This is a genomic window from Caulobacter sp. CCNWLW153, assembly GCF_036889365.1.
Lineage (GTDB): Bacteria > Pseudomonadota > Alphaproteobacteria > Caulobacterales > Caulobacteraceae > Caulobacter > Caulobacter radicis.
Genome location: NZ_JBAKFV010000010.1, coordinates 110,859 through 126,227, shown reverse-complemented (window position 1 = coordinate 126,227; position 15,369 = coordinate 110,859). Strand labels below are relative to the sequence as shown.

Genomic DNA, 15,369 nt, shown 5'->3' with positions numbered 1-15,369 from the left:
CGGATCGTCCAAGCCTTCCTTCCGCCGAGCGCGCTTCTTGACGGTCACGCCGCCAGGAGCCTCGCCATGCCCGACGCCTATCCCAGGGACCGCACCGCCCTGTTGTTCGTGGATCCCTACAACGACTTCCTGGCCGACGGCGGCAAGCTGTGGCCCAGGGTGGCGGCGACCAAGGGGGCCGAAGGGCTGCACGCGCGGCTGGCGGCCGTGACGGCGGCGGCGCGGGCGGCGGGCCTGCCGGTGTTCATCGTGCCCCATCACCGCTTCGCCCTGGGCGATCTCGACGGCTGGAAGCATCCCTCGCCCTACCTGCAAGGCAGCGCCCGGGCGATGGTGTTCGAGAAGGACGGCTGGGGCGGCCAGTGGCACCCCGACTTCGCGCCCCTGCCCGGCGACGTGATCGTCACCGAGCACTGGGGCTCCAGCGGCTTCGCCAATACCGACCTGGACTACCGCCTCAAGCAGCGCGAGATCACCCACGTGATCCTGATCGGCCTGGTGGCCAACACCTGCATCGAGGGCACCGGCCGCTTCGCCTCGGAACTGGGCTACCACGTCACCCTGGTCACCGACGCCACGGCGGCCTTCACCGACGAGGCCCTGCACGCGGCCCACGCCATCAACGCCCCGACCTACGCCCACGCCATCCTGACGGCCGAGGCGGTGACGGCGGCTCTGGGCCAGCCCTAAGCCCGCCTTGCGGAGCGAAAACCTCGTCCTTCGACAAGCTCAGGATGAGGTTTTCGGTTACCGCGCCTAAATTGGTCCTCACCCTGAGCCCGTCGAAGGGCGGGGACCACGCACGACGTCAGCGCTTCCGCGCCGCCACGCTGAAGCGGGCGGGGGCCGGCGGGGTGTTGGCGAGGCGCAGTTCGCCGCGCGCCTGGCGGACGATCTCCCAGCCGCCCTGCAGGGCCAGCAGCGCCATCACTCCGGCCACCAGCAGGTCGGGCCAGCGCGAGTTCGTGCCGAACACGCCCAGCGCCGCCAGCATCACCGCCACATTGCCGATGGCGTCGTTGCGCGAGCAGATCCACACCGAGCGCATGTTGGCGTCGCCCGTGCGGAAGCCAAACAGCATGATCGCCACGGCGACGTTGGCGACCAGCGCGGCCAGGCCCAGGGCCCCCATCACCGGCGCCTGCGGCGTGCGGCCCTCGAACACGCCCCACAGCGTGGCGCCGCTGACCCAGGCCCCGAAGGCCAGCATGGTCGCTCCCTTCAGCATCGCCGCCCGGGCCCGCCAGGCCAGGGCCATGCCGGCCACGCCCAGGCTGATGGCGTAGTTGGCCGCGTCACCGAGAAAATCGAGGCTGTCGGCCTGCAGCGCCGCCGAGCCTGACAGCAGGCCCGCCGTTCCCTCGACCAGGAACATGCCGCCGTTGACCACCAGCGCGATCCACAGCGCCAGGCGCCAGCGCCCCGCCGGTGGAGCGCTCTGTGGCTTGCAAAGATCGTCGCCGCAGCAGCCGGACATCTGGACCTCCTCGAAGAAGGCCCCATCTCTGCACCCTGTAGTCGCTACAGGGTCAAGAGCATGCCTGCACTATCCATCGGAGACCTCGCCCGCCGCACCGGCGTGCCGGTCGAGACCATCCGCTACTACGAGCGCATGGGCCTCCTGCCCAAGCCGCCGCGCACGGAAGGCAACTACCGCGCCTACGAGACCGGCCACGAGCGGCGGCTGGCCTTCGTCAAGCGCTCGCGCGACCTGGGCTTCGGGCTCGACGCCATCCGGGCGCTGCTGGACCTGGCCGACGGCGCCGACCGCCCCTGCGGCGAGGTCGACGCCCTGGCCCGCGATCAGCTGGCCGAGGTCGAGCGCAAGATCGCCGACCTCACGGCCATGCGGGCCGAACTGCAGGACATGCTGGGCCACTGCCGCGCCGACACGGTGGCCGACTGCGAGATCATCGGGCGGCTGCGGGGAAAATGATCGCCCCTCTCTCTTTGAGAGAGGGAGGGGCCCGCCGCGCGAGCGGTGGGAGGGTGAGAGGTTTCAGCGCTGGCCGGGAAACCTCAGACCGCTCTCTTCCATCGTCATCCGGGCGCCGCGTACCGGAGAGCCGGGGTCGCCGCACTGCGTCGGCCCCTGGGTCCCGGATAAGCCCTTCGGGCTTTCCGGGATGACGGGTGGCTTGGGGGACGGCGCCTTGTCCGGTGAGACTGTAACCTCTCACCCTCCCACGCCCTTGGCGTGGGCCCCTCCCTCTCTCTCAGAGAGAGGGAACCCCTTTTAAGCCGCCTCGACGTCCAGCGAATAGCCGGCCGAGCGCACGGTGCGGATCGGGTCGGCTTCGGTGGAGCCGTTCAGGGCCTTGCGCAGGCGGCCGATGTGGACGTCCACCGTGCGGGCCTCGACATAGACGTCCGAGCCCCAGACGGCGTCCAGCAGCTGTTCGCGGCTGAACACCCGGCCCGGGTGCTGCATCAGGTAGTCGAGCAGGCGGAACTCGGTCGGGCCAAGGTGCACTTCCTTGCCCTGGCGCTTCACGCGGTGGGCCACCCGGTCGATGACGATGTCGCCGACCGTGATGCGGTCGTCGGCCAGGGCCGGGCGGATGCGGCGCATCACGGCGCGGACGCGGGCGGTCAGCTCGACCATCGAGAACGGCTTGACCACATAGTCGTCGGCGCCGGTGTCGAGGCCGCGGATGCGGTCGCTTTCCTCGCCGCGCGCCGTCAGCATGATGATCGGCACGTTGCGGGTGTCGGTGCGGCCGCGCAGGCGGCGGCAGACCTCGATGCCCGAGACCTTGGGCAGCATCCAGTCGAGGATGACGAGGTCCGGCGCGCGTTCGCTGGCCAGGGTCAGGGCTTCCTCGCCGTCGGCGGCCACCGCGACCTGGTAGCCTTCCTTGTCGAGATTGTAGTGAAGCAAGGTGGCCAGGGCGTCCTCGTCCTCGACCACCAGAACGTACGGAGTCACTTCTAAAGGCCTCCCGAAAGCTTACTGAGCGACGACGTCGAGCTTGGGACGCTGGGAGATGATCTCCTCGCCCGTCAGCTCGAAATGGATGATCTCGGCGATGTTGGTGGCGTGATCGCCGATCCGCTCGAGGTTCTTGGCGACGAACAGCAGATGCGTGCACGCGTTGATCGTGCGCGGATCGCCCATCATGTAGGTCAGCAGTTCGCGGAAGATCGAGTTGTAGTGCTCGTCGACTTCCTCGTCGCTGCTCCAGACGTTGATGGCGCGCTGCACGTCCGAGGCGGTGTAGGCGTCCAGCACGTCCTTCAGGCGGCTCTGCACCAGTCGGCCCATGCGCTCGATCGAGCGGGTCAGGGCGCTCATCGGCTCGGCCTCGGTCAGGATCAGGGCGCGCTTGCCGATGTTCTTGGCCATGTCGCCGCAGCGCTCGAGGCTCATCGAGATCTTCAGGGCGGCGACGGCGTGGCGCAGGTCCACGGCCATCGGCTGGCGCAGGGCGATCAGGCGGAAGGCCTTGCGCTCGATCTCGACCTGCAGGCTGTCGAGGCGCTCGTCGCGGCCGACCACCAGCTGGGCCAGCGGGGCGTCGCGGCGGGCGATGCAGTCGACGGCGTCGGCGACCTGGGCTTCGGCGAGGCCGCCCATGCGGGTCACCTCGGCGGTCAGGTGGTTCAGCTCTTCGCCGTAGGATTTGACGGTATGTTCGGTCATGTGCCTCGTCCCCTCTGGCTTAGCCGAAGCGGCCGGTGATGTAGTCCTGGGTGCGGCTGTCGCGAGGATTGGTGAACATCTCCTCGGTCGGTCCGCTCTCGACCAGCTTGCCCAGGTGGAAGAAGGCGGTCTTCTGCGACACGCGGGCGGCCTGGGCCATCGAGTGGGTGACGATGACGATGCAGAACTGGCTGCGCAGCTCGTCGATCAGTTCCTCGATCTTGGCCGTGGCGATCGGGTCCAGCGCCGAGCAGGGCTCGTCCATCAGGATCACTTCGGGCGAGACGGCGATGGCGCGGGCGATGACGAGGCGCTGCTGCTGGCCGCCCGACAGGCCGGTGCCGGGCTGGTGCAGGCGGTCGGCGACCTCGTTCCAGAGACCGGCCTTCTTGAGGCTGCTCTCGACGATGCTTTCCAGCTCGTCCTTGCGCGTGGCCAGGCCGTGAATCTTCGGGCCGTAGGCGACGTTCTCGAAGATCGTCTTGGGGAACGGGTTCGGCTTCTGGAACACCATGCCGACGCGCGAGCGCAGCACCACCGGATCGACGCTCTTGGCGTTGACGTCGGCGCCGTCGATCTCGATCGAGCCCTGCACGCGGGCCGACGGGATGGTGTCGTTCATCCGGTTGATGCAGCGCAGGAAGGTCGACTTGCCGCAGCCCGACGGGCCGATGAAGGCGGTGACCGACTTGGCCGGGATGTCGAGGGCGACATCGAACAGCGCCTGCTTCTCGCCGTAGAAGACGTTGACGTCGCGGGCGCGGATCTTGAACTCGCGGGTCTCGACCGTCCCGTGGCCCTGCGGCACGGCGGTGTGGATCACGGGCGCGGCGACGGAGGCGTCGCGGTTCTGGGTGGGCATGGCGTGTCCCTGGACGAGGGCGAGAGCGTTGGGGTTGGTGACGGTCATCTTGATCCTACCACCGGCGTTCGAAGCGGCGGCGCAGGATGACGGCCGCGGCGTTCATGACGATCATGAAGACGAGAAGCACGAGGATGGCCGCGGCGGTGCGCTCGTGGAAGGCCCGCTCCGACGCGTTCTCCCAGATGAACACCTGAACGGGCAGGACGGTCGAGGCGCCGGTGAAGCCTTCCGGCACGCCGGGCACGAACGAGACCATGCCGATCATCAGCAGCGGGGCGGTCTCGCCCAGCGCATGCGCCAGAGACAGGATGGCGCCGGTCATCACGCCGGGCATGGCCAGCGGCAGCACGTGGTGGAACACGGTCTGGGCGCGGGAGGCGCCGACGCCGAGGGCGGCTTCGCGGATCGAGGGCGGCACGGCCTTCAGGGCCGAGCGGGTGGCGATGATCACCGTGGGCAGCGCCATCAGGGCCAGCACTAGGCCGCCGACCAGCGGCGAGCTGCGCGGCACGTGCAGCCAGTTGATGAAGAGCGCCAAGCCCAGCAGGCCGTAGACGATCGAGGGCACGGCCGCGAGGTTGTTGATGTTGACCTCGATGACGTCGGTCCAGCGGTTCTTGGGCGCGAACTCTTCCAGGTAGACGGCGGCCAGCACGCCGACCGGCACCGCGATCAGGGCGGTGATGACCAGCATCAGGGCCGAGCCGACCACCGCGCCCAGCACGCCGGCCTGTTCGGGCTCGGTGGAGTCGGACTTGGTGAAGAAGCCGACGTTGAAGCCGCCCTTGACGGTTCCGTCCTTCTCCAGCTGGTCCAGCCAGGCCAGCTGCTGGTTGTCGAGCTTGCGGTCTTCCTCGGCGGTCGAGCGCTTGATCTCGCCCTTGAAGTAGAGGTCGGCGTCGGCCTTGACCGGACCGGTGACCTCGATGGTCTTGCCGATCACCGACGGGTCGGCCTTGATCTTGTCGAGCAGCTGGAAGCCGAGATCGCGCGAGACCAGGTCCATGACCTTGCCCGACGTCGTGCCCAGGTCGTCGTCCTGGATGTTCAGCTTCTTCATCACCGCCTCGGCGACGATGTAGTCGTAGTTGACCCCGTCCAGCGCGGTGCGGTCGATGCGGTCCGGGTTCAGGTAGACCGGCACGCTGATCGAGTGGGTCTCGAAGGTGGTGTAGCCCTGGGCGACGATGCGGCCGACCAGCACGACCAGGAAGATCATCGCCACGACGATGGCGGCGATGCCCTGGGCCTTGAACCACATCTCCGAGCGGTAGCGCTTCTTCAGGCGCGCCTCGGCGGCCGAGAGCTGCGGGCGGGGACCCTGCTCGCGCGGGGCGGCGCCGGCGTTGATGGCGGCGTCAGTCATATTGTTCCCGATACTTCTGGACGATGCGCAGGGCGATGATGTTGAGCGCCAGGGTCACGACGAACAGCGTCAGGCCCAGGCCGAAGGCCGAGAGGGTCTTGGGGCTGTCGAACTCCTGGTCGCCGGTCAGCAGGGTGACGATCTGCACCGTGACGGTGGTGACCGTGTCCAGCGGGTTGGCGGTCAGCTTGGCCTGCAGGCCCGCGGCCATGGTCACGATCATGGTCTCGCCGACGGCGCGGGAAACGGCCAGCAGCATGGCGGCCATGATGCCCGGCAGGGCGGCGGGAAGGATGACCTTCTTGACCGTCTCGGACTTGGTGGCGCCCATGGCGTAGCTGCCGTCGCGCAGGCTCTGCGGCACGGCGTTGATGATGTCGTCCGACAGCGACGAGACGAACGGGATCAGCATGATCCCCATCACCACGCCGGCCACCAGGGCCATCTGGTTCTGCACCTGCATCAGGTACTGGGCGATCCCGTCCAGCGGGCCGCCGGCCATGCCCTCGCCGATGGCGTTGAAGAAGGCCCGGAACAGAGGGCCCACGGTCAGGGCGGCGAAGAAGCCGTAGACGACGGTCGGCACGCCGGCCAGCACCTCGAGCAGCGGCTTGACCACCGAGCGCACGCGGCGGTCGGCGTATTCCGAGAGATAGATCGCCGAGTAGAGGCCGACGGGCGCTGCCACCAGCATGGCGATCAGCATGATCAGGAAGGTGCCGGCGAACAGCGGCACGGCCCCGAAGGCGCCCGACGAGGCCACCTGGTCGGCGCGCATGGCGATCTGCGGGCTCCATTCGGTGCCGAACAGGAAGGCCAGCGGATTGACGCTCTGGAAGAAGCGCCAGCTTTCCCAGACCAGCGACAGCACGATGCCCAGGGTGGTCAGCACGGCGGCGACCGAGCAGGCGATCAGAAGGCCGTTGATCCAGCCTTCGACGCGGTTGCGGGCGCGGAACTCCAGGCCCACCCGCGGCAGCGCCAGCAGCGCGCCGATCAGGGCCACCAGGGCGGCCAGGGCGATGGTGCTGTAGCGCACCGTGGCGGTGATCTTGGCGGACTCGGCGACCTTGGCGTCGAGCGCGGTCTTCAGCGCGCCCTCGTAGACGACTTCCGACGGCGATTCCTTGGCCGCGATGGCGCGGGCGTCGCTGAAGAACACGTCCTGGCGGTCGGGGGTCAGCGAGGCGATGGCGGCCGGGCGCTCGGCCTGCAGCACCGCCTCCTCGATGCGGCCGCCGAACACGGCGCCGAGCAGGAGGAGCAGGGCGGCGGGGGCGCCGGCCCACAGGGCGGCGTAGGCGCCGTAATAGTTGGGCAGCGAGTGCAGGCGCACCGAAGCGCCGCCGGCGGCCTTGAGCGCTCGGCCGCGGCCGAGCAGGAACGCCGCCAGCGCGAACAGCGCCAGGAACAGGAGCGAGAGCCAGGTCAGCATGCGTGAAGCGGTCTTGCGCTGGATGCGAAGACGGCGCCCGTTGCACCGCCCCGCCCGTCAACCGATCTATGCCGGCCGGGCGACGACCTTATGCGACGTTTCTACGACAGTTTTACGACACCGCCCGGCGCGGGCTCTTCCGAGGCCCTTGTATCCTTGCCCTGCAAGGTCTTGGCCATCGGCAGATAGACCCCGAAGGTGGCGCCCTCGCCCCGGACGGATTCCACGTGCAGCCCGCCCCGGTGGCGGTTGACGATGTGCTTGACGATGGCCAGGCCAAGGCCCGTGCCCTGGCGCTCGCCGCTCTTCTGGCCCTCGACGCGATAGAAGCGCTCGGTCAGGCGCGGCAGGTGCTCGCGGGCGATGCCCGGACCCCGGTCGCTGACCCGCAGCCCGGCGTAGAATTCCTCGATGGCGGAATGGTCGGGGGTCAGCAGCGACAGGCGGGCGGCGGCCGGGTCGCGGGGGGCCACGGCCGTGGCCGGCGTCAGGCCGGGGAAGATCTCGACCCGCACCGTCCCGTCCTTGGGCGTATACTTGATGGCGTTGTCGACGAGGTTCTGGATCACCTGGACGATCTGGTCGCGGTCGCCCTCGACCACGGCGGCGCCGCGCGGCGGCAGCACGGCGTCGAAGCCGACCTGCTTGTCGCGGGCCTGCGGGGCCAGGGCGTCGATGACGTCCTGGGCGGCCATGGCCAGGTCGACGCGGCCAGCCGGGGCGATGTGCTCGTTGAGCTCGATGCGCGACAGGCTCATCAGGTCGTCGATCAACCGCGACATCCGCTCGGCCTGGGCCTGCATGATGGCCAGGAACTTGTCGCGGGCGCCGGGATCCTCCTTGGCGTGGCCGCGCAGGGTCTCGATGAAGCCCGACAGCGAGGCCAGCGGCGTGCGCAGCTCGTGGCTGGCGTTGGCCAGGAAGTCGGCGCGGGTGCGTTCGGTGCGGCGCACGTCGGTCTCGTCGCGCAGCACCAGCAGAGCCAGGTGCGAGCCGGCCTCGTCACGGCCCAGCGGCCGGGCCTGGGCGGTCCAGTCGCGCCCCTGCGAGCCGACGCCGGTCCACTCGACCATGCGCTCGACCCCGCCGAACAGCGCCTCGTCCACCGCCTCCAGCACCTGCGGGCTGCGCACGGCGGTGACCAGCAGGGCCCCCTCCCGGATGCGGAAGCGCTCGCGGGCGGCGGCGTTGGCGAACACGAAGCGCCGGCCGGTCAGGTCGTCGGCCTCCTCGGCGGCGATGACCATCAACGGATCGGGCAGGTTCTCGGTAATGACGGCGAAGGGCGGCGCGCGGTCGGCCGAGGCGGCGGCGGGCGCCAGGCTGAGCACCGAGTCGTCGAGCCGTCGGCGCAGGCGCCGCAGCATGATAGCGCCGCCGACGCCCAGCAGGATCGCCGCCGGCAGGGCCACGCCCGGCCTGGCCGCGCCCAGGGCGGTCATGGCCACCAGCGCGGTCGGCCCGGCGGCCGCGGCGGTCCACGCCCCGACCCAGGCTCCGGCCAAGCCGCCGCCCCAGCGCTCCGGCGCGACCGGCGAGAGGGGAGAGAGGCTGGGCATGGCGAGCGTCCGGGCTCCTTGAAAGGGCGATGGCTTCCGACAAAGGCCGGGCGGGGGCCAAGGCTCCTAGGCCAGTTTTGTGACGATGCGATGATTCGACGATCCAGATATGGCGCCGCCGTTGAGCATGGGATAGACGGGGAACCCCCGGATGCGTGTCGGTTGCGGAAGTCACCGCAATTTCGCCGCAACCTGACGCAATCTGGGGATCGAGGGAATTCTCCTTAGGGTGGTCTGTTCGTATGCAGCGCAAGGTCCTGGTCGCGACGGTCGCGGCCGCTCCTCTTATGGCCATGGCCTTGGCCGCGCAGGCCGAGACGGTGGTGAACACCGCGCGGACCACGCCTATCGCCACCGGCTCGGCCGGGACGAACGGCGCGGCCGACGATGTCAAGATCGACACGGCCGGCTCGATCAAGCTGACCGCCAGCGGCGCGCTGGTGACGCTGAACAGCAACAATAAGGTCGCCAACGGCGGCACGCTCAGCACACAGGGCGTGAACGACTCGACCGGCATCCTGATCAACGGCGGCACGAGCGGCACGGTCACCCAGACCGGCACGATCACGCTGGACGAGGACTACACCCCGACCGACACCGACTCGGACGGCGACGTCGACGGCGCCTTCGCGCTGGGCTCCAACCGCTACGGCATCCGCCTGGCCGGCCCCGGCGCCTTCACCGGCGACATCCTGGCCACCGGCGGCACGATCACCATCGAGGGCAACAACTCGGCCGGCATCAAGCTGGACAGCGCGCTGAGCGGCAACCTGACCAGCGGCGGCGCGATCGCCGTGACCGGCAACAACAGCTACGGCGTCCACGTCAACGCGCCCGTGACCGGCAAGGTCACCGTCAACGGCAGCGTCTCGGTCCTCGGCCAGAACTCGACCGGCGTGGCGATCGACAACAACATCAACGGCGCCTTCGTCATCCAGGGCGCGGTCACGGCCACCGGCTATCGCTACACCGCCCGCCCGGCCGACAAGACCGTGCGCGACAAGCTCGACGCCGACGACCTGCTTCAGGGCGGCCCGGCCGTCCGCGTGGCCGGCAGCGTCACCGGCGGCGTCCTGCTCGACATCCGCCCGGCCGACAACGACAGCACCAAGACCGACGAAGACGGCGACGGTATCGAGGACGCCAACGAAGGCAACGCCGCCCTGGCCGTCTACGGCTCGGCCCCGGCCCTGCTGATCGGCTCGGACACCGGCGCGATCAACATCGGCGTCATCGGCACGGGCGACAACGCCTACGGCCTGCGCGCCCGCGGCGCGATCGTCGCCAACGGCGTCTATGACGGGATCACCTCGACCGCCATCCAGCTGGGCGGCAACACGGGCCAGGCGACCAACATCGCCAATGGCGCCCTGCTCGAGACCACCATGACCTCGCAGGCCTACGAGGCCAACGCCAACGGCGTGCGGGTGACGGCCGGCGCCAACGTGCCGGTGATCTACAACAAGGGCTCGATCACCAGCTACAGCGTCTCGGAAGGCGAGTTCGACGCCCGCGGCATCGTCATCGAGGCCGGCGCCAACGTCCCCAGCCTGCGCAACGGCGGCGTGATCAACTCCAACGTCTTCGGCGAGAAGGGCTCGGCCTACGGCGTCATCGACTATTCGGGCGGCCTGACCTCGATCGAGAACACCGGCTCGATCATCGCGGCGATCTCGCCCACCGACGACGCCGACGACAAGGACGACGCCGACACCGATCCCTCGAACGAGACGATCACCGGCAAGGCCGTGGCCATCGACGTCAGCCGCAACACCACCGGCGTCACCCTGACCCAGAACGGCATCGTCAGCAGCGACAAGACCCTGCCCGACGCCGACGGCGACGGCGTGCCCGACAACGCCGAGCCGTCGATCATCGGCGCCATCCGCTTCGGCTCGGGCGCCGACACCTTCAACGTGCTGAACGGCGCCGTGATCGGCGACATCGCGTTCGGCGCCGGCGCCGACACCTTCCGCATCGACGGCGGCGCGGCCGTGATCGGCGCGATCAGCGACAGCGACGGCCAGCTGGACATCACCATCGGCAAGGGCTCGCTGGGCCTGACCAACGCCCAGACCCTCAACATCTCGAACCTGAACCTGGGCGCCGAGAGCAAGCTGGTGTTCACCGCCGACCCGACGGCCGGCACGCACACCCAGCTGGTGGTCTCGGGCGCGGCCAACATCACCTCGGGCGCGCAGCTTGGCCTGCGCCTGACCAGCCTGCTGACCGAAGAGACCTCGTACAAGGTGATCTCGGCCGGCTCGCTGACCGCCGGAAACTTCGGCCAGGGCCTGCTGGACAACGCGCCCTACATGTACGTCGCCACCGCCAAGGCCGCCGGCAACGACGTCTATCTGGACGTTCGCCGCCGCACCGCCTCGGAAATCGGCCTGGCCCGCTCGGGCGCCTCGGCCTACGACACCTTGTTCGGCTCGCTGGCCGGCGACAAGGACGTGGCCAACCTGTTCCTGGGCATCAACGACAAGAGCACCTTCCTCCACAACTACAACCAGCTGCTGCCCGACCAGGGCGAAGGCATGTTCGCCACCCTGCAGAACATCAACCAGCAGATCTCGGCCGCCACCGCCATCCGCCCCGATCCGGGCGACCGCTACGGCCCCGACAGCATCTGGGTGCAGGAGATCAACGGCCTGGTCCGCCGCGAGGACGGCGAGACCCTGGGCACCGACACCCAGGCCTTCGGCTTCGTCGCCGGCTATGAAGCCATGGGCGACGCGGGCGGCGCCCTGGGCGTGACCCTGGCCTACACCGCGCTGGAAGAACACGACACGGTCGCCCAGGTCGGCGAGCAGACCACCGCCTCGATCGTGCAGACCGGCGTCTACTGGCGTCGTTCGGTCGGCCCCTGGCGCTTCAACCTCGGCGGCGGCGCCGGCTACGGCTGGTTCGAGAGCAACCGCGTGCTGTTCCTCGACCTCAACGGCGACGGCGTCACCGACGAAGACCGCGTGACCAAGGCCGACTGGGGCGCGGTGACCGCCAACGCCTTCGCCGGCGCGGCCTACGAGGCCAAGCTGGGCCGCTACTTCCTGCGTCCCGAAACGCGCATGGACTACACCTACCTCAACGAGTCGAGCCACGACGAGGTCGGCGGCGGCGACGTGCTGGACGGCGCGATCGGCTCGCGCAAGTGGAGCAACCTGTCGGGCGACCTGGGCCTGGTCATGGGCGCGGACTTCGGCCGCGAGGTGTGGCTGCGTCCGGAAGTGCGCGTCGGCTACCGCAAGACCATCGCCGGCAGCCTGGCCGACACCGTCGTGACCAAGAAGAACGGCAAGTACGTGCTGGAAGCCTTCGACAACCGCGACGGCGCCCTGACCCTGGGCTTCGCCCTGCGGGCCGGCACGGCGATGTCCTACGTCGCCCTCGAAGGCGGCGCGGAAAGCACCAAGCGCCAGAAGCGCTACAACGTGAAGCTCACCGGCCGGACGATGTTCTGATCATCGCCGCCCCGGCGGAGTAGAGTTCAAGGCCCCGCACAACGTGCGGGGCCTTTTTCGTTCGATCGTCCGTCCTCGGAGCGACACTTGGCCGCAGCGGCCAGGAAAACCAATGACTTGGGCCGTCAAAACTCCGTTTAGAGCCTGCCCGTTAGTCATCTTCTCCTGAGCAATAGGACGGTGGCCGCAAAGCCGCCGCGAGGGGAAGACCGTGACCATCAACCGCCTTGCCTCGCGCATGGCCCTGATCGCCTGCGTCTCGACGCTGGCGATCGCGGGAAGCGCCAGCGCCCAGACACCCGCGTCTCAGGCGCCGGGGGACCAGCAGGCCCGCATCGAGGCCCTGGAAGCGCAGCTGAAGCTGCTGCAACAGCAGATCAACGAACTGAAGGCGACCACCGTCGCCGCGCCGGTCCAGACGGCGCCCGCCCAACCGGCCCCAGCGCAGGTCGCAGCCGTCGCGCCGGCGCCGAAAGCCGCCTCGCCCCTGCCGGCCGCCACCGTCAGCATCGCCGCCGGCCGCCCGACCATCGCCTCGACCGACGGCGCCTTCACCGCCACCCTGCATGGGGTGATGCAGCTCGACACCGCCCACTACTTCCAGGACAAGGGCCTGCCGGCGGTGATCGGCAACGGCCGCGACCTCAACAGCGGCAGCAACTTCCGCCGCGCCCGCCTGGGCGTGGACGGCCGGTTCTTCAAGAACTTCGACTACTCGATCCTGCTCGACTTCGGCGGCAACGGCGCCGACGGCCCCGGCATGCTCCAGGAGCTGTTCATCCAGTACAACTACGCGCCGTTCAAGGTGCGCGCCGGGGCCTTCGCCCCGAGCGTGGGCCTCAGCGACGCGGCGTCGCAGAACGGCTCGCTGTTCCCCGAACGCGCGGCGATCGCCGAGATGGTGCGGGGCCTGGCCGCCGCCGACCGCCGCTACGGGCTGCAGGTGCAGACCTCGGGCGAGAACTGGCTGCTGTCGGCCGCCGCCACCGGCGGCAAGAGCGGCGACGCCCAGACCTTCGACGAGCAGCAGGCCTATGTCGGCCGCACCGCCTTCGCCCCGGTCAAGAGCAAGGACTGGCTGCTGCACCTGGGCGTCAACGGCGGCTACATCGCCACCCCGGCCCAGACGGCGGTCGGCGGCGGCTACGCCCTGACCCTGACCGAGCGGCCCGAACTGCGCGTCGACGGGACCACCCTGGTCTCGACTGGCGCCCTCGATGCGAAGAACCTGCGCCACCTGGGCGCGGAACTGGCCGTGCAGCACAAGAGCCTGCTGATCCAGAGCGAGGTGTTCGACATCGCGCTCGAGCGGCGCAACGCCGCCGCCGGCGTCAGCGACCCGAAGTTCGGCGGCTGGTACGTCGAGGGCGGCCTGGTGCTGACCGGCGAGAGCCGCCGCTACAACGCCGCCACCTTCGCCTTCGACGCCCCGTCCATCGCCCACCCCTTCGATCCGAAGACCGGCCAGTGGGGCGCCTGGGAGCTGGCGGCGCGCTATTCGGTGCTGGACCTCAACCACCACGAACTGGCCGCCCTGGCGGCCGACCGGGTGCGCGGCGGCGAGCAGACGATCTGGAGCGCCGGGATCAACTGGTTCCCCAACTCGGTGACCAAGTTCTCGCTGGACTACCTGGACGTCGACATCGACCGGCTGGACCCCGCCGGCGGCGCGACCCCGCTCAGCCAGGGCTACCAGGCGGTTAACCTGCGCAGCCAGTTCGCGTTCTAGGGACGGAGCGTCTCCTTTCCTCCCGTCATTCCCGCCCTTGTGGCGGGAATGACGGGAGATAAAAGGGATGGGGGAGGATCTTCTGATCCCGCCCTCAGAAACACTCGCGCGCGTCGGGACCGCGCATCGGCCAAGGTTACGGGGCATTCCACGAGGACGCCCGATGACCCTGCTCCGCCCTGCCTCCTTCCGGCCTTCCCGCCGGGACCTCGCCCTCGGCGCGGGCGCCCTGGCGGCGGCGCCGGCGAGCGCGCTGGCCCAGAAGGCGCCCAAGGTCGTCACCCTGCTGAACGTCAGCTACGACCCGACCCGCGAACTCTACCAGGACATCAACCCCGCCTTCGCCGCCTACTGGAAGCGCCGGGTCGGCCAGACGCTGGAGATCAGGCAGAGCCATGGCGGCTCGGGCAAGCAGGCGCGCTCGGTGATCGACGGCCTGCAGGCCGACGTCGTCACCCTGGCGCTCGCCGACGACATCGACCAGATCGCCGCCCGTGGCCTGACCGCCGCCAACTGGCAGTCGCGCCTGCCGCAGAACTCGGCCCCCTACACCTCGACGATCGTGTTCCTGGTCAGGAAGGGCAATCCCAAGCGGATCAAGGACTGGGGCGACATCGTAAAGCCCGGCGTCCAGATCATCACCCCCAACCCCAAGACCGGCGGCGCCCCGCGCTGGGCGTATCTCGCCGCCTGGGCCTGGGCGCTGAAGCAGCCGGGCGGCAGCGACGCCTCCGCCCAATCGTTCGTGCGCCAGCTCTACAAGCAGGTGCCGGTGCTCGATAGCGGGGCGCGCGGCTCGATGACCACCTTCGCCCAGCGGGGCGTCGGCGACGTGCTGCTGACCTGGGAGAACGAGGCGCACCTGGCCCGCCAGGAGTTCGCCGCCGACGGGCTGGAGATCGTCTATCCGTCGCGCTCGATCCTGGCCGAGCCGTCGGTGGCGGTGATCGACAGCGTGGTCAAGCGGCGCGGCACGAAGCTGATCGCCGAAGGCTACCTGAACTTCCTCTACAGCCCGCTGGCCCAGGACCTGATCGGCAAGCACCACTACCGGCCGCGCAATCCGCAGGCCGCGGCCAAGTACGCCGCCAAGTTCCCGAAGATCCCGCTGGCCACCATCGACGGCCAGTTCGGCGGCTGGAAGAAGGCGCAAGGCCGCCATTTCGCCGACGGCGGCGTCTTCGATCAAATCTACCGGCCGTGAGAGTCTTCTTGGGCGTGAAACCTACCTAGACAATAGAGTATGAGGCTCGGGTCAGTTTCGCGCGTTATCCCGCACGACCCCACCGGAGCCATAGCGACATCGCC

Annotated in this window: 12 protein-coding genes; 5 read left to right on the top strand and 7 right to left on the bottom strand. The window is 69.4% G+C overall.

Features of this window, described 5'->3' with window-relative positions; genetic code table 11:
- The first annotated feature begins 66 nt into the window (after positions 1 to 66).
- Positions 67 to 690, top strand: coding sequence for an isochorismatase family cysteine hydrolase (locus V6S85_RS16420; protein WP_334349582.1), 624 nt, complete (start codon positions 67 to 69; stop codon positions 688 to 690).
- A gap of 118 nt (positions 691 to 808) precedes the next feature.
- Here the strand turns inward: V6S85_RS16420 and V6S85_RS16415 are convergent, their stop codons facing one another.
- On the bottom strand, positions 809 to 1,477 hold the full coding sequence (locus V6S85_RS16415) for a cation transporter (RefSeq protein WP_334349581.1): 669 nt from the start codon (positions 1,475 to 1,477) through the stop codon (positions 809 to 811).
- A 60-nt stretch (positions 1,478 to 1,537) separates the two neighbouring features.
- Here V6S85_RS16415 and V6S85_RS16410 point away from each other — a divergent pair, with 60 nt between their 5' ends.
- A complete protein-coding gene (locus V6S85_RS16410; protein ID WP_116488300.1) occupies positions 1,538 to 1,936 on the top strand; it encodes a MerR family transcriptional regulator in 399 nt (132 codons plus the stop codon).
- A 300-nt stretch (positions 1,937 to 2,236) separates the two neighbouring features.
- Here V6S85_RS16410 and phoB read toward each other — a convergent pair whose 3' ends face one another.
- The 6 genes from phoB to V6S85_RS16380 form a co-directional block, all read right to left on the bottom strand.
- On the bottom strand, positions 2,237 to 2,929 hold the full coding sequence (gene phoB / locus V6S85_RS16405) for a phosphate regulon transcriptional regulator PhoB (RefSeq protein ID WP_058349669.1): 693 nt from the start codon (positions 2,927 to 2,929) through the stop codon (positions 2,237 to 2,239).
- Positions 2,930 to 2,950: 21 nt separating this feature from the next.
- Complete coding sequence (gene phoU / locus V6S85_RS16400) at positions 2,951 to 3,643, bottom strand: phosphate signaling complex protein PhoU (RefSeq protein ID WP_101716941.1); 693 nt, start codon at positions 3,641 to 3,643, stop codon at positions 2,951 to 2,953.
- Between the two features lie 19 nt (positions 3,644 to 3,662).
- Positions 3,663 to 4,505 carry a phosphate ABC transporter ATP-binding protein PstB gene (gene pstB / locus V6S85_RS16395; RefSeq protein WP_425267026.1) on the bottom strand — a complete coding sequence of 281 codons (843 nt, stop codon included), beginning with the start codon at positions 4,503 to 4,505 and terminating at the stop codon, positions 3,663 to 3,665.
- A gap of 55 nt (positions 4,506 to 4,560) precedes the next feature.
- On the bottom strand, positions 4,561 to 5,874 hold the full coding sequence (gene pstA, locus V6S85_RS16390) for a phosphate ABC transporter permease PstA (RefSeq protein ID WP_116488297.1): 1,314 nt from the start codon (positions 5,872 to 5,874) through the stop codon (positions 4,561 to 4,563).
- Positions 5,867 to 7,309: a phosphate ABC transporter permease subunit PstC gene (gene pstC / locus V6S85_RS16385; RefSeq protein WP_116569645.1), complete on the bottom strand. Its 1,443-nt coding sequence runs from the start codon at positions 7,307 to 7,309 to the stop codon at positions 5,867 to 5,869. The genes pstA and pstC overlap by 8 nt, the downstream gene beginning before the upstream one ends.
- 101 nt (positions 7,310 to 7,410) lie before the next feature.
- Positions 7,411 to 8,868, bottom strand: coding sequence for a sensor histidine kinase (locus V6S85_RS16380; RefSeq protein ID WP_116569646.1), 1,458 nt, complete (start codon positions 8,866 to 8,868; stop codon positions 7,411 to 7,413).
- Positions 8,869 to 9,110: 242 nt separating this feature from the next.
- Here V6S85_RS16380 and V6S85_RS16375 point away from each other — a divergent pair, with 242 nt between their 5' ends.
- The 3 genes from V6S85_RS16375 to V6S85_RS16365 all read left to right on the top strand — a co-directional run bounded on the left by V6S85_RS16375 (position 9,111) and on the right by V6S85_RS16365 (position 15,265).
- Positions 9,111 to 12,332 carry an autotransporter outer membrane beta-barrel domain-containing protein gene (locus tag V6S85_RS16375; protein WP_334349580.1) on the top strand — a complete coding sequence of 1,074 codons (3,222 nt, stop codon included), beginning with the start codon at positions 9,111 to 9,113 and terminating at the stop codon, positions 12,330 to 12,332.
- Positions 12,333 to 12,543: 211 nt separating this feature from the next.
- Positions 12,544 to 14,061 carry a porin gene (locus V6S85_RS16370; RefSeq protein WP_334349579.1) on the top strand — a complete coding sequence of 506 codons (1,518 nt, stop codon included), beginning with the start codon at positions 12,544 to 12,546 and terminating at the stop codon, positions 14,059 to 14,061.
- Positions 14,062 to 14,224: 163 nt separating this feature from the next.
- Positions 14,225 to 15,265 (top strand): sulfate ABC transporter substrate-binding protein, encoded by a 1,041-nt coding sequence (locus V6S85_RS16365; protein ID WP_334349578.1) that lies wholly within the window; start codon positions 14,225 to 14,227, stop codon positions 15,263 to 15,265.
- Positions 15,266 to 15,369: the final 104 nt, after the last annotated feature.